The following is a 13,751-nucleotide window of genomic DNA, read 5'->3' as shown; positions in this document are numbered from 1 at the left end:
CAAGGCGTGCCCGCGAAAGGGCCCTCCAGATGTAATTACAAGCTACTGATCCGCGCGTGCTGCTCGGCCAGTTTGCCCAGCGCCTGTTCGGCTTCGGCCAGCTTGGCGCGTTCTTTGTCGATGACCGCAGGCGGCGCCTTGTCGACGAAGGCCGCGTTCGACAGCTTGCCGCCGACGCGCTGGACTTCGCCCTGCAGACGCTGGATTTCCTTGTCCAGGCGCGCCAGTTCGGCGTCCTTGTCGATCAGTCCGGCCATCGGCACCAGCACTTCCATCTCGCCCACCAGTGCGGTGGCGCTCAATGGCGCTTCGGCGCCGGCGTCCAGCACGGTGATCGACTCGAGCTTGGCCAGCTTCTTCAGCAAGGCTTCATTCTCGAGCAGGCGGCGCTGGTCTTCGCTGCTGGCGTTCTTGACGAAAATCTGCAGCGGCTTGCCTGGGCCGATGTTCATTTCGCCACGAATATTGCGAGTACCCAGCATCAGGCCCTTGAGCCATTCGATGTCATCTTCGGCGGCTGCATCGATACGCGACTCGTTGGCCACGGGCCACGGCTGCAGCATGATGGTCTTGCCCTCGGCACCGGCCAGCGGCGCCAGGCGCTGCCAGATTTCCTCGGTGATGAACGGCATGAACGGATGCGCCAGGCGCAGCGCCACCTCAAGCACGCGCACCAGGGTGCGACGGGTGCCGCGCTGGCGTTCGACCGGCGCGTTCTCGTCCCACAGCACCGGCTTGGACAGCTCCAGGTACCAGTCGCAGTATTGGTTCCAGATAAACTCGTACAGCGCCTGGGAGGCCAGGTCGAAGCGGAATTGATCCAGTTGGCGGGTCACTTCAGCTTCGGTGCGTTGCAGCTGCGAGATGATCCAGCGATCAGCCAGCGACAGCTCGTAGGCCTCACCGTTCTGGCCGCAATCCTCGCCTTTGTCGAGCACGTAGCGAGCGGCGTTCCAGATCTTGTTGCAGAAGTTGCGATAGCCTTCGACGCGGCCCATGTCGAACTTGATGTCGCGGCCAGTTGAGGCCAGCGAGCAGAACGTGAAGCGCAGGGCGTCGGTGCCGTAGCTGGCGATGCCCTCGGCGAACTCGTCGCGGGTCTGCTTCTCGATCTTCTTCGCCAGCTTGGGCTGCATCATCCCCGAGGTGCGCTTTTCCACCAGGGCTTCGAGCTCGATGCCGTCGATGATGTCCAGTGGGTCAAGCACGTTGCCTTTGGACTTGGACATCTTCTGGCCCTGGCCATCGCGCACCAGACCATGCACATAGACGGTCTTGAACGGTACCTGCGGGGTGCCGTCTTCGTTCTTGATCAGGTGCATCGTCAGCATGATCATCCGGGCGACCCAGAAGAAAATGATGTCGAAGCCCGTCACCAGCACGTCGGTGGAGTGGTACTTTTTCAGGAATTCGGTCTGCTCCGGCCAGCCGAGGGTGGAGAAGGTCCACAGCCCCGAGCTGAACCAGGTGTCGAGCACGTCGTTGTCCTGGTTGAGTACCAGGTCATCGCCCAGGCCGTGCTTGGCGCGCACTTCGGCCTCGCTGCGGCCGACGTAGACTTTGCCCGATTCGTCGTACCAGGCCGGAATCCGGTGGCCCCACCAGAGCTGGCGGCTGATGCACCAGTCCTGGATGTCGCGCATCCACGAGAAGTACATGTTTTCGTACTGCTTGGGCACGAATTCGATGCGGCCATCTTCCACGGCGGCGATGGCAGGTTCGGCCAGCGGCTTGGTGGACACGTACCACTGGTCGGTCAACCATGGCTCGATGATGGTGCCGGAGCGGTCGCCCTTGGGCACCTTGAGGCCGTGGTCGTCGACGCTGACCAACAGGCCCAGTTCGTCGAAGGCGGCGACGATCTGCTTGCGCGCTTCAAAACGGTCCAGCCCGACGTATTGCGCGGGGATGTTGCCGACGATGCTCTCGTTGAGCTTGCCGTCCAGATTGAACACCTGGCAGGCCGGCAGCACGGCGGCATTCTTGTCGAAGATGTTGAGCAGCGGCAGGTTGTGGCGCTTGCCGACTTCGTAGTCGTTGAAGTCGTGGGCCGGGGTGATCTTCACGCAGCCGGTGCCGAACGCCGGGTCACAGTAGTCATCGGCGATGATCGGGATGCGGCGGCCCACCAGCGGTAGCTCGATGAACTTGCCGATCAGCGCCTGGTAGCGTTCGTCGTTGGGGTTCACGGCCACGGCGGCGTCGCCGAGCATGGTTTCCGGTCGGGTGGTGGCGACGATCAGGTAGTCGTTGCCTTCAGCGGTTTTGGCGCCGTCGGCCAGCGGATACTTGAGGTTCCACAAGAAACCTTTCTCGTCGTGGTTTTCCACTTCGAGGTCGGAGATGGCGGTGTGCAGCTTGGTGTCCCAGTTGACCAGGCGCTTGCCGCGGTAGATCAGGCCGTCTTCGTGCAGGCGCACGAAGGCTTCCTTGACCGCTTCCGACAGGCCGTCATCCATGGTGAAGCGCTCGCGGCTCCAGTCCACCGACGAGCCGAGGCGGCGGATCTGACGGCTGATGTTGCCGCCGGACTGGTCCTTCCACTCCCAGATCTTGTCGAGGAATTTCTCGCGGCCCAGGTCATGGCGACTCTGGCCCTGTGCCTCGAGCTGACGTTCTACCAGCATCTGGGTGGCGATACCGGCGTGGTCGGTGCCCGGCTGCCAGAGGGTGTCGCGCCCCTGCATGCGGCGGAAACGGATCAGCGCGTCCATGATCGCGTTGTTGAAGCCGTGGCCCATGTGCAGGCTGCCGGTGACGTTCGGCGGCGGGATCATGATGGTGTAGGACTCGCCCGCGCCTTGCGGGGCAAAGTAGTTCTCGGACTCCCAGGTCTGGTACCAGGAAGTTTCGATGGCGTGCGGCTGGTAGGTCTTATCCATGCGCGGCGGGACCCTATAGGCATTAATTCAGGAAAGCCGACAAGTATAACGCCAATGGCTGGCCGTGTGGGAGCAGGGCTTGAAGGGAGGGCGAGCTTGCGGCCGCCTTCGCCGCCGAACGCGCAGCCTTGCCCCCACTGCGTGAGTAGGCTCCTGTGGGAGCGAGGCTTGCCCGCGAAGAGGCACCTGAGGTCGCTGATACGGCTCAGTTACCCAGCAAACGCTCCAGACGCGCTTCGAGGCGGCGTTTGACTTCGGCTTCTATGTGCGGGGCGAAGTCGTCGATCACGTCTTGCATGATCATTTGCGCCGCAGCACGCAGTTCGGCGTCCAGATGCAGCAAGGTGTCCTGGCGGTTGCGCTCGTGCTGCAAGTCGTCGGCCAGCGGCGCGGCGGCAGGTGGTGCAACAGGCTCGGGGATGGACTGGGCGGCGCCAGGGCGCTCGTCAGCCAGTTCGAACAGCAGCGGGATCTGTTCGTCGTCATGTTTGACCGTTTCAGTCAGCAGCGGCGGTTGCAGGTCGTCATCGCCGAGCAATTGACGGATCGACTCGAGGTCGTCCAGCAGGTGCGCGGATTGTGGCAAGTTGTATGGTTTGTCCATCGTCGGCTCAAAGTCGCGTCAAGCGGTGATCTTGCAAAGGATAGCCCTTCTCCCGGTACAAACGGAAACTCTCCCTGGCGGCCTGGCGAATCGCCGGGTCTTCGACCACGATCTCGGTAACGCGGGCAAAGCGCGCGAAGTCGGTCGGTATGCTCAGGCCAAGGTTGACCAGCAGGTCGCTGTGCTCGCCGCTCTGGTCATTCAGGCCCAGAACGATCGGTGCGTCGTCGGCGTCCTCGACCAAGCTGTGGGGCACGAAGCTCTCGCCTTTGAAGCTCCACAGGCGCGCATCCAGCGCTTCGCGTTGTGCGTCGTCGGCGCACTGCAGATAAACCCGGTGGCCAAGGCGCCAGGCTTTTTCCGTGAGTTTGCAGGCGAAATCCAGGCGTGCATCAGGGGAGGGACTTGGGAGTATGTAGAAGTCGATTTTGGTCATGGTCACTCAATCGGGCGCTCACCCTCGATCTCTGTAGGAGAGCAGGCTCTGCCCGCGAAGCCGTTGACAGCTTCGAGCGCAGAGCCCGTTTCCACAGGGGCGGTGTCAGCCTTCAGACCGCTGCGCGATCCAGCAGGTATTGCGTCAGCAGGGGCACTGGACGGCCGGTGGCCCCTTTGTCCTTGCCGCTGACCCAGGCCGTGCCGGCGATATCCAGGTGCGCCCAGTTGTACTGTTTGGCGAAGCGCGACAGGAAGCAACCGGCGGTGATGGTGCCGCCTTTAGGGCCGCCGATGTTGGCGATGTCGGCGAACGGGCTGTCGAGCTGCTCCTGGTATTCGTCGAACAGCGGCAGTTGCCAGGCGCGATCGTCGGCAGCCTTGCCGGCGGTCAGCAGTTGGCCGACCAGTTCGTCGTTGTTGCCCATCAGGCCCGAGGTGTGAGCGCCCAGCGCAACCACACAGGCGCCGGTCAGGGTGGCGATGTCGATCACCGCCTGTGGCGCGAAGCGCTCGGCATAGGTGAGGGTGTCGCACAGCACCAGGCGGCCTTCGGCGTCGGTGTTGAGGATTTCGACGGTCTGGCCGCTCATGGTCTCGACGATATCGCCAGGGCGCGTGGCGCCGCCGCTCGGCATGTTCTCGGCGCAGGCCATCAGGCACACGAGGTTGATCGGCAGGTTCAGCTCGAGCACGGCACGCAGGGTGCCGAACACGCTGGCGGCGCCGCACATGTCGTATTTCATTTCATCCATGCCGGCAGCGGGCTTGATGCTGATCCCGCCAGTGTCGAAGGTGATGCCCTTGCCGACCAGCACGAAAGGCTTGTCGGACTTTTTCCCGCCCTGGTAGCTGAGCTCGATCATGCGCGGAGGCTGGTCGCTGCCCTGGGCCACGGCCAGGAAGGCGCCCATGCCCAGTTCCTTGAGTTTTTTCTCGTCGTGGATAACCACCTTGAGGTTCTTGTGCGACTTGCTCAGGCTCTTCGCGGCTTCAGCCAGGAAGCTCGGGTGGCACAGGTTGGGCGGCAGATTGCCCAGGTCCTTGGTGAAGCTCATGCCGGTGGCGATGGCCTTGGCGTGAGTCACGGCGCGTTCGACTTCAGGCAGGCTGGCCTTGGTGGTCAGCAGGGTGATTTTCTTCAGGGCGCGGGGTTCGGCCTTCTGGCTCTTGAAACGATCGAATACGTATTCGCCGTCCAGCAAGGTTTCGCTCAGCAAGCGCGCCTTGCCATAGGCGTCGCGGCCTTTGACGGTCAGTTCGTCGAGGGCCACCACGGCGTCACCGCCACCCAGGCCCTTGAGCACACCGAGGATGCTGCTGGCGATCTTGCGAAACGGCCGGTCGCCCAGCTCTTCCTTGCCTACGCCGACCAGCAGGATGCGCTCGGCCTTTACACCGCTGGGGGCATGCAGCACCAGCGTCTGGCCGGGCTTGCCAGCCAGGTCGCCACGTTTGAGCACTGCGCTCAAAGCGCCGTTGGTCAAGGTGTCGATTTTTTGCGCGACGGTGCCCAGGGCGCCGCCTTCGCTGACCGGCACGACCAGGGTGGCAGTCTTGAGGGTGTCGGCGTTGACGCTTTTTACAACCAGTTCCATATTTCGAATCCCTAATTGGTCTGTCGAGTGTGGCGCCGGGTCTGGGCCCTGCGGCGGCCGTGGGTGCGCTGCGCATGCGCATATCGCGGCAAAGCATGCAGTTTGACCCTAGGCGACGGATGCTGACAACCCTCGGTACTCGCCTCTTGGGGGAGTGGGCCCGGCCCGCGCAGGCCGCAGCGCGGTGTGGCGCCAGGCGCTTTCGGTGGCAGAACCCGCTCCCACAGGGCGAGAACGCCTGAAAAATCGATACCTTGAGCGCACCAAGTGACACGGAAGGTCAATCACAGGATAATGCGCCGACTTTTTTCGTTGGCGTGCCCCGGCATGCCGGCCACCGCTGTCTTGACTGCTGCGTTCAATTGTTCGGCTGCCTGAGCCTGACAACCCTGGAGTGTCTGGTTTGATCGTCTTCCGTTATCTATCCCGCGAGGTCATGGTGACCATGAGCGCCGTCAGTGCGGTGCTGCTGGTCATCATCATGAGCGGTCGCTTCATCAAGTACCTGGCCCAAGCGGCGCAGGGCATCATCGACCCGGGCGTGCTGTTCCTGATCATGGGCTACCGCTTGCCCGGCTTCTTGCAGTTGATCCTGCCGCTGGGCTTGTTCCTGGGCATTCTGCTGGCGTACGGCCGCCTGTACCTCGAAAGCGAAATGACCGTGCTGGCCGCCACCGGGATGAGCCAGCAACGTCTGTTGGCCATGACCATGGGCCCAGCCACCGTATTGTTCGTCATCGTTGCCTGGCTGAGCCTCAGCCTGGCGCCGCAGGGCGTGGCACAGTGGATGAAAGTGGTCGACCAGCAGGACTCCATGACCGAGTTCGACACCTTGGTGCCTGGGCGCTTCCAGATGCTGCGCGACGGCTCGCGAGTTACCTACACCGAGAAGATGTCCGACGATCGCGTCAATCTGAGCGGCGTGTTCATTTCCGAGCGCCATGACGTGCAAGCCGGCAAGAAAGACCCCGGCATCGCCGTGCTGGTCGCCGAGAATGGCCGCCAGGAAGTGCGTCCCGACGGCAGCCGCTACCTGATCCTGCAAAACGGTTATCGCTACGATGGCAAGCCGGGCCAGCCCGACTACCGTGCGGTCAAGTACGACACCTACGGAGTCTTGCTGCCCAAGCCGGATATCGCCGAAGACTTGTCAGAGCGCGAATCGATTCCGACCTCGCAGCTTTTGGCCAGTACCGATGACCCGCGCTCGCGCGCCGAGCTGCAATGGCGTCTGTCGCTGCCGTTGCTGGTATTCATCGTGACCCTGATGGCGGTACCGCTGTCGCGGGTCAACCCGCGCCAGGGTCGCTTCCTCAAACTGCTGCCGGCGATTCTTCTGTATATGGCTTACCTCACCATCCTGATCGCCGCCCGTGGCGCCCTTGAAAAAGGCCGCCTGCCGGCCGCGCTGGGGCTGTGGTGGGTGCACGCGATCTTCCTCGCCATCGGCGCCGGCCTTATGCTCTGGGAGCCGATGAAGCTGCGCCGCGCCAGCCAGAAAGCCGTACGGGGTGTGGCACGATGAAAAAGCTCGATCGCTACATCGGCAAGAGTGTGCTGTTCGCCATCCTGGCGGTACTGGGCATCATTCTTGGTCTGGCCTCGCTGTTCTCGCTGATCGACGAAATCAAGGACGTCAGCGATAGCTACACCTTGCTCAACGCCCTCAGCTATGTGGGCCTCACGGCGCCGCGGCGCCTGTACGACATGCTGCCGATGGCCGCGCTGATTGGCTGCTTGATCGGCCTGGGCAGCTTGGCCAGCAGCAGTGAGCTGACCATCATGCGTGCGGCCGGGGTGTCCATCGGCCGTATCATCTGGGCGGTGATGAAACCCATGCTGCTGCTGATGGTGATAGGCGTGCTGATCGGTGAATACGTGGCTCCGGTTACCGAGAGCCAGGCGCAGGCCAACCGCGCCTTGGAGCAGGGTGGCGATCAGGCGCAGACCGGCAAGTACGGCTTGTGGCATCGCGAGGGTGAGGACTATATCCACATCAACGCCGTGCAACCCAATGGCCTGCTGTACGGTGTGACCCGTTATCACATCGATGCAGAGCGCCATATGCAGACTGCCAGTTTTGCGCGCAAGGCTCAGTACGCAAAAGATCACTGGATGTTGAGCGACGTCACTACTACCCACTTCATGGGTGATCACACCGAGATCAAATCCGCGCCCGAAGAGCGTTGGGACGTGTCGCTGACCCCGCAGTTGCTGGCGACGGTCATCCTCACGCCTGACTCGCTGTCGATTACTGGCATGTGGCGCTACATCCACTACCTCGCCGATCAGGGCTTGAACAATGGTCAGTATTGGCTGGCGTTCTGGACCAAGGTCACCCAACCGCTGGTGACGGCGGCGCTGGTGTTGATGGCCATTTCCTTTATCTTCGGGCCGCTGCGCTCGGTGACCTTGGGCCAGCGGGTATTCACCGGTGTGCTGGTGGGTTTCACCTTCCGTATCGTGCAGGATCTGCTCGGGCCGTCGAGCCTGGTGTTCGGCTTCCCGCCACTGCTGGCGGTGCTGGCACCGGCCACCGTGTGTGCGCTTGCGGGTCTGTGGTTCATGCGCAGGGCGGGTTGATCCCATCGGCTGCGGGCGCGGCCGATAAAACTTTCGCGAGCAAGCTTTGCTCCCACAGTGCAAGTCATTCCTTAGGCGGGTGCTTGTGAACGCAAGGCTCACCCGCGAAGAGGCCCTTGCGTTTAACCTCTACGCGGCAACCGCACGATCTGCGATGCCGAGTAGATGTCGTGCCAGCTGCGCTTTTGTCGGTCGATCACCACCCAGATAAAACCCAGCCCCAGGCATAGCCAAGAAGCTATCGCGATCACGAAGCGCAATAGCGCTTGCCACAGGTTGATGGCGCTGCCGTCTGGATTCTGCACTCTGATCCCCCATACCTGCATGCCCAGCGTCTGCCCGGCGCGGGTCCAGAACGTGGCAAAAAAACCGAACAGTACGAACACCAGCAGCGTCGACAGCAGCGGGTCGCCATCGAGCGCGCCGGCGTCCGATAATTGCCGCAGGCGCGCTTCGCCGAAGATAGCCATGGACGCCAGTTTGTACAGCAGGGTGGTGACCATCAGCAGGGCGATGCACAGCAGCAGGTCGTAGGCTATGGCGGCCAGGCGGCGGCTGAGGCCGGCGGCGGGGAAGGGGCCTGCGGGGGATAGTCGTTGAGTCAAGCGGGATGCCCGGGCAGTAGCAATGTGGGACGGCTACTTTAGCTCAAAAGCTTCGCCGCCGAACGCGCACTCTTGCCCCAACAGGCGTACAACTCAGGCACGGTGGATACGGTGGGAGCAAGGCTTGCCCGCGACAGGGCCAGTTGCCTTGATGCAAAACTCGAAGGCATAAAAAAACCCCCGCCATTACCGGCGAGGGCTTTTTCGTCACGCGCGAATCAGTCTTCGGCTTGAACTTCGTCAGCCTGCATGCCTTTTTGGCCTTGCACTGCAACGAAGCTCACTTTCTGGCCTTCTTTCAGGCTCTTGAAGCCGTTACCCTGGATTGCGCGGAAATGTACGAACAGATCCGGACCGCTCTCTGGAGTGATAAAACCAAAACCCTTTTCGTCGTTAAACCACTTGACGGTACCGCTCTGACGAGTCGACATAGCTTTATTTCCCTTGAAACAGAATTAGTGACAGCTTCTTCCAAATGAAAGAGTACTTGGCTGGTTGCGGGAAAGTTTAGCGCCGTCGAACGGGGGTTGTAGCAATGCTCAGAGCTACTGCCCAGGCCACGTACTATAGAGACCCATGCAAACACAGTCGCTAGACTCTACGACAACTCCTGTGACAAAAACAAGCCTGCCAGACCGTGCTTTTAGCGCTTTTCAGCACCTTTTTATTCGCGGTTAATTACCTCTCGCCATTAGCCGCTGTTCGGTCTTTTTCGATTCCGTACAGTGAGTTTCGATATTGAATCGAGACAGTTCCTCTAAGCCCTTGTTAGTGCGAATAAAAGTTTTTGAGGCGAAGGTTGTCTGGTCCGCAAGCAGGGTGCACGACCGGCGAGGTCGCCCACCTGCGAAGTGCCTAGCCGCGGTAATAACGCTGAACAACGAAGGGCATCTTGCTGACCTTGACCGCGACGCGCTTGCCGCGCACCACGGCCCACAAGTCGCCGTCCAGCGCACTGTGAGCTGTATCGACATAGGCCATGGCCACCGGCGCGCCCAAGGTCGGACCAAAGCCGCCGCTGCACACACTGCCCACTACCTTGCCCTCGGCATCTACCACCTCGGCGCCTTCACGCACTGGCGTACGCTCTTGCGGCAGCAGACCTACGCGCTTGCGGGCGATGCCATCGCGCTGTTGGGCGAAGATCACTTCGGCACCCGGGAAGCCTCCCGCCCGCGCACCGTCGCTGCGGCGGGCCTTGGAAATGGCCCACAACAGGCTGGCTTCGATGGGCGTGGTTTCGCTGTTCATGTCATGGCCATACAGGCACAGTCCGGCCTCCAGGCGCAGCGAGTCACGAGCGCCGAGGCCGATCGCGGCGACCTCCGGCTCGGCCAGCAGGCGGCGGGCCAGGGCTTCGGCGCGTTCGGCGGGTACGGAGATCTCGAAGCCATCTTCACCGGTGTAACCGGAGCGACTGACGTAGCAGTCGCTGCCATCGATGCTGACGGCAGCGAACTGCATGAAGGTCATGGTCGCCACGCCAGGGGCCAGGCGCGCCAGCACGGTAACGGCGGCCGGGCCCTGCAGCGCCAGCAGGGCGCGCTGTTCAAACAGTGGCTCGACGGTGCACTGATCGCCCAGATGCGCGCGCAGATGGGCCAGGTCTTGGTCCTTGCAGGCGGCGTTGACCACCAGAAACAGCTGGTCGTCACCCAGGTTGGCGACCATCAGGTCATCGAGGATGCCACCCTGAGGATTGGTGAACATCGCATAGCGCTGCATGCCCACGGGCAGGTCGATGATGTCCACCGGTACCAGCGCTTCGAGGGCCTTGGCGGCGTTGGCGCCGGTCAGGCGGATCTGGCCCATGTGCGAGACGTCGAACAGGCCAGCTTGTTCGCGGCTGTGCAGGTGTTCTTTCATGACGCCCAGCGGGTATTGCACGGGCATGTCATAACCGGCGAACGGCACCATGCGCGCGCCCAGTTCGAGGTGCAAGGCGTGCAGGGGAGTGTGTTGCAGGGATTCGGTGGACATGGAGATGGTTCCTTGAAAATTGGGCAGGCCCGCGCTCGGTGAGAATTCTATGGTTTCGCGCCAGCGGTCCCGGCCTCTTCGCGGGCAAGCCTTGCTCCTACAGCGCGAGTCGTACACCTGTAGGAGCAAGGCTTGCCCGCGAAGAGGCCGGTGCTGCCTGCCCAAAACCGTAGAATTCCCACAAGGGAATGTGCGTGAAGTTATGCCTCTTGATACGCCTCGATCGAAGGGCAGGCGCACACCAGATTGCGGTCACCGAAGACGTTGTCGACGCGGCCCACCGGCGGCCAGTATTTGCTCTGCACCAGCGAGCGCAATGGGTACACGGCCTGTTCGCGGCTGTAGGGGTGGGTCCACTCGCCGACGATTTCCTCGGCGGTGTGCGGCGCGTTCTTCAACGGGTTGTCTTCGCTGTCGAGGCTGCCGTTTTCCACTGCGCGGATCTCTTCACGGATGCAGATCATGGCGTCGCAGAAGCGATCCAGCTCGGCGCGGGATTCGCTTTCGGTCGGCTCGATCATCAAGGTGCCGGCCACCGGGAACGACATGGTCGGGGCGTGGAAGCCGAAGTCGATCAGGCGCTTGGCGACGTCATCGACGCTGATGCCGCTGCTGTCCTTCAACGGCCGCAGATCGAGGATGCATTCGTGGGCCACCAGGCCGTTGCTGCCGCTGTACAGCACTGGGTAGTGGGTCTCCAGCCGGCGGGCGATGTAGTTGGCGTTGAGGATCGCCAGCTGCGAAGCGCGCTGAAGGCCGGCGCCGCCCATCATGCGGATGTACATCCAGGTGATCGGCAGGATGCTGGCGCTGCCGAATGGCGCCGCGCACACCGCGCCTTCCTTGCGTGCCATGCTCGCATGGCCGGGCAGGAACGGCGCCAGGTGTGACTTGACGCCGATCGGGCCGACGCCCGGGCCGCCACCGCCGTGGGGGATGCAGAAGGTCTTGTGCAAGTTGAGGTGCGACACGTCGCCACCGAACTTGCCGGGTGCGCACAGGCCGACCATAGCGTTCATGTTGGCGCCGTCGATGTACACCTGGCCGCCGTTATCATGCACGATGGCGCAGATCTCGCGGATGCCTTCTTCGAACACGCCGTGGGTCGACGGGTAGGTGATCATCAGTGCGGCGAGCTGGTCGCGGTGCTGCACGGCCTTGGCGCGCAAGTCTTCGATATCGACGTTGCCACGGGCGTCACACGCGGTGACCACCACACGCATCCCGGCCATGTTGGCGGTAGCGGGGTTGGTACCGTGGGCCGATGACGGGATCAGGCACACGTCACGGCGCTCGTCGCCGCGGCTCATGTGGTAGGCACGAATGGCCAGCAAGCCGGCGTACTCGCCTTGTGAGCCGGCGTTGGGCTGTAGCGACACAGCGTCATAGCCGGTGGCGGCGCAGAGCATGGCCTCCAGCTCGTCGGTGAGCATCTGGTAGCCCTGGCTTTGTTCGGCGGGAGCGAACGGGTGCAGGCTACCGAACTCCGGCCAGGTGATCGGGATCATCTCGCTGGCGGCATTGAGCTTCATGGTGCACGAACCCAGCGGGATCATGGTGCGGTCCAGCGCCAGGTCCTTGTCGGCCAGGCGGCGCAGGTAGCGCATCAGCTCGGTTTCGGAATGGTAGCGGTTGAACACTTCATGGCTGAGGATGGCCGACTGGCGCACCAGCGCGGCAGGCAGGCGATCACTGTAGCTCTGCGCCAGCGCGTCGAAGTCAGGTAGCCCCTGGCCGTCGGCGAACACCTGCCACAGCGCCTGGACATCGGCCTGGGTGGTGGTTTCGTCCAGCGACAGGCCCAGACGAGCCGCGTCGATGATCCGCAGATTGATGCCGGCCGCGGTGGCTTTTGCGTGCAGCGCGGCAGTGGCATCGGTGGTGGCGAAAGTCAGGGTATCGAAGAAGTATTCCTGCTCGGCGTGCACGCCCAGCGCGCTCAGGCCCTGGGCCAGCACTGCGGTCAAGCCGTGGACGCGGCGGGCGATCTGCTGCAGGCCTGCCGGGCCGTGATACACGGCGTAGGTGCTGGCGATGTTGGCCAGCAACACCTGGGCGGTGCAGATGTTGCTGGTGGCCTTTTCGCGGCGGATGTGCTGCTCGCGGGTCTGCATGGCCAGGCGCAGGGCGGTCTTGCCGTGGCGGTCGATGGACACCCCCACCAGGCGCCCGGGCATGTCGCGCTTGAACGCGTCGCGGGTGGCGAAGTAGGCGGCGTGCGGGCCACCAAAGCCCAACGGCACGCCGAAACGCTGGGCGCTGCCCAGGGCCACGTCGGCACCGAATTCGCCGGGCGGAGTCAGCAAGGTCAGGGCCAGCAGATCGGCCGCCACGGCGACCAGCGCGTTGGCGTCGTGAAAGCGCTGGATCAGGGCGGCGTAGTCGTACACGTCGCCATTGGTGGCAGGGTACTGCAGCAGGGCGCCGAAGTAGTCGCTCAGATCACCGAGTTGCTGTTCGTCGGCCACCACCACTTCGATACCCAAGGGTTCGGCGCGGGTACGCAGCACGTCCAGCGTTTGCGGGTGGCAATGCTGCGAAGCGAAGAACGCACGGCCCTGTTTGTTTTTGCTCAAGCGCTTGCAGAAGGTCATGGCTTCTGCGGCGGCGGTGGCTTCGTCGAGCAGGGACGCGTTGGAGATCGGCAGGCCGCTGAGGTCGCTGATCAGGGTCTGGAAGTTGAGCAGCGCTTCGAGACGGCCTTGGGAAATCTCCGGCTGGTAAGGCGTGTAGGCGGTGTACCAGGCTGGGTTTTCCAGCAGGTTGCGCAAGATCGGCGCCGGCGTGTGGCAGTTGTAGTAGCCCTGGCCGATGTAGGTCTTGAACAGTTGGTTGTGGCCGGCGATGGCCTTGATAGCGGCAAGGGCTTGAGCCTCGCTCTGGCCTTCGGACAGCTCCAGCACGCTGGTGCCCTTGATCGATTCCGGGATCACGCTGGCGCTCAAGGCCTGCAACGAATCGAATCCGAGGGTGGCGAGCATGGCCTGTTCGTCCTCGGCGCGCGGGCCGATGTGACGGGCGATGAATTCGTTGGCGGTGTTCAGAGGCGTGCGCAGGGTCATGA

Annotated in this window: 10 protein-coding genes; 2 read left to right on the top strand and 8 right to left on the bottom strand. The window is 62.9% G+C overall.

Annotated elements, in window-relative coordinates:
* Positions 1 to 35: 35 nt before the first annotated feature.
* The 4 genes from REH34_RS10280 to REH34_RS10265 all read right to left on the bottom strand — a co-directional run bounded on the left by REH34_RS10280 (position 36) and on the right by REH34_RS10265 (position 5,519).
* A complete protein-coding gene (locus REH34_RS10280; protein WP_311971572.1) occupies positions 36 to 2,882 on the bottom strand; it encodes a valine--tRNA ligase in 2,847 nt (948 codons plus the stop codon).
* 205 nt (positions 2,883 to 3,087) lie between these two features.
* Complete coding sequence (locus tag REH34_RS10275; RefSeq protein WP_226503029.1) at positions 3,088 to 3,486, bottom strand: DNA polymerase III subunit chi; 399 nt, start codon at positions 3,484 to 3,486, stop codon at positions 3,088 to 3,090.
* 7 nt (positions 3,487 to 3,493) lie between these two features.
* Positions 3,494 to 3,922: a DNA polymerase III subunit chi gene (locus tag REH34_RS10270; RefSeq protein ID WP_311971571.1), complete on the bottom strand. Its 429-nt coding sequence runs from the start codon at positions 3,920 to 3,922 to the stop codon at positions 3,494 to 3,496.
* 112 nt (positions 3,923 to 4,034) lie between these two features.
* A complete protein-coding gene (locus tag REH34_RS10265) occupies positions 4,035 to 5,519 on the bottom strand; it encodes a leucyl aminopeptidase (protein ID WP_226503031.1) in 1,485 nt (494 codons plus the stop codon).
* A gap of 403 nt (positions 5,520 to 5,922) precedes the next feature.
* Here REH34_RS10265 and lptF point away from each other — a divergent pair, with 403 nt between their 5' ends.
* Both lptF and lptG read left to right on the top strand, forming a co-directional pair.
* Positions 5,923 to 7,044: an LPS export ABC transporter permease LptF gene (gene lptF / locus REH34_RS10260; RefSeq protein ID WP_226503032.1), complete on the top strand. Its 1,122-nt coding sequence runs from the start codon at positions 5,923 to 5,925 to the stop codon at positions 7,042 to 7,044.
* Positions 7,041 to 8,102, top strand: a complete 1,062-nt coding sequence (gene lptG / locus REH34_RS10255; RefSeq protein ID WP_311971569.1) for an LPS export ABC transporter permease LptG — start codon at positions 7,041 to 7,043, stop codon at positions 8,100 to 8,102. The genes lptF and lptG overlap by 4 nt, the downstream gene beginning before the upstream one ends.
* Positions 8,103 to 8,224: 122 nt before the next feature.
* Here the strand turns inward: lptG and REH34_RS10250 are convergent, their stop codons facing one another.
* The 4 genes from REH34_RS10250 to gcvP form a co-directional block, all read right to left on the bottom strand.
* Positions 8,225 to 8,707: an RDD family protein gene (locus tag REH34_RS10250; protein ID WP_311971568.1), complete on the bottom strand. Its 483-nt coding sequence runs from the start codon at positions 8,705 to 8,707 to the stop codon at positions 8,225 to 8,227.
* 218 nt (positions 8,708 to 8,925) lie between these two features.
* A complete protein-coding gene (locus REH34_RS10245; RefSeq protein ID WP_226503056.1) occupies positions 8,926 to 9,138 on the bottom strand; it encodes a cold-shock protein in 213 nt (70 codons plus the stop codon).
* 424 nt (positions 9,139 to 9,562) lie between these two features.
* Positions 9,563 to 10,687: a glycine cleavage system aminomethyltransferase GcvT gene (gene gcvT, locus REH34_RS10240; protein ID WP_311971567.1), complete on the bottom strand. Its 1,125-nt coding sequence runs from the start codon at positions 10,685 to 10,687 to the stop codon at positions 9,563 to 9,565.
* A gap of 200 nt (positions 10,688 to 10,887) precedes the next feature.
* The gene (gene gcvP / locus REH34_RS10235; protein WP_311971566.1) at positions 10,888 to 13,749 is read right to left on the bottom strand and encodes an aminomethyl-transferring glycine dehydrogenase; all 2,862 of its coding nucleotides are present in this window, start codon (positions 13,747 to 13,749) and stop codon (positions 10,888 to 10,890) included.
* Positions 13,750 to 13,751 lie beyond the last annotated feature (2 nt).

Source organism: Pseudomonas baltica (genome assembly GCF_031880315.1).
Classification (GTDB): domain Bacteria; phylum Pseudomonadota; class Gammaproteobacteria; order Pseudomonadales; family Pseudomonadaceae; genus Aquipseudomonas.
Note: the sequence above shows the minus strand (reverse complement) of the source record. Positions and strands in the feature narration are given on the sequence as shown.

Excerpts from the sequence above, each read along its gene's own strand:
- REH34_RS10245 (WP_226503056.1), bottom strand. The coding sequence starts at position 9,138 with ATGTCGACTCGTCAGAGCGGTACCGTCAAGTGGTTTAACGACGAAAAG.
- gcvT (WP_311971567.1), bottom strand. The coding sequence starts at position 10,687 with ATGTCCACCGAATCCCTGCAACACACTCCCCTGCACGCCTTGCACCTC.
- gcvP (WP_311971566.1), bottom strand. The coding sequence starts at position 13,749 with ATGACCCTGCGCACGCCTCTGAACACCGCCAACGAATTCATCGCCCGT.
- REH34_RS10275 (WP_226503029.1), bottom strand. The coding sequence starts at position 3,486 with ATGGACAAACCATACAACTTGCCACAATCCGCGCACCTGCTGGACGAC.
- REH34_RS10265 (WP_226503031.1), bottom strand. The coding sequence starts at position 5,519 with ATGGAACTGGTTGTAAAAAGCGTCAACGCCGACACCCTCAAGACTGCC.
- REH34_RS10280 (WP_311971572.1), bottom strand. The coding sequence starts at position 2,882 with ATGGATAAGACCTACCAGCCGCACGCCATCGAAACTTCCTGGTACCAG.
- REH34_RS10270 (WP_311971571.1), bottom strand. The coding sequence starts at position 3,922 with ATGACCAAAATCGACTTCTACATACTCCCAAGTCCCTCCCCTGATGCA.
- lptG (WP_311971569.1), top strand. The coding sequence starts at position 7,041 with ATGAAAAAGCTCGATCGCTACATCGGCAAGAGTGTGCTGTTCGCCATC.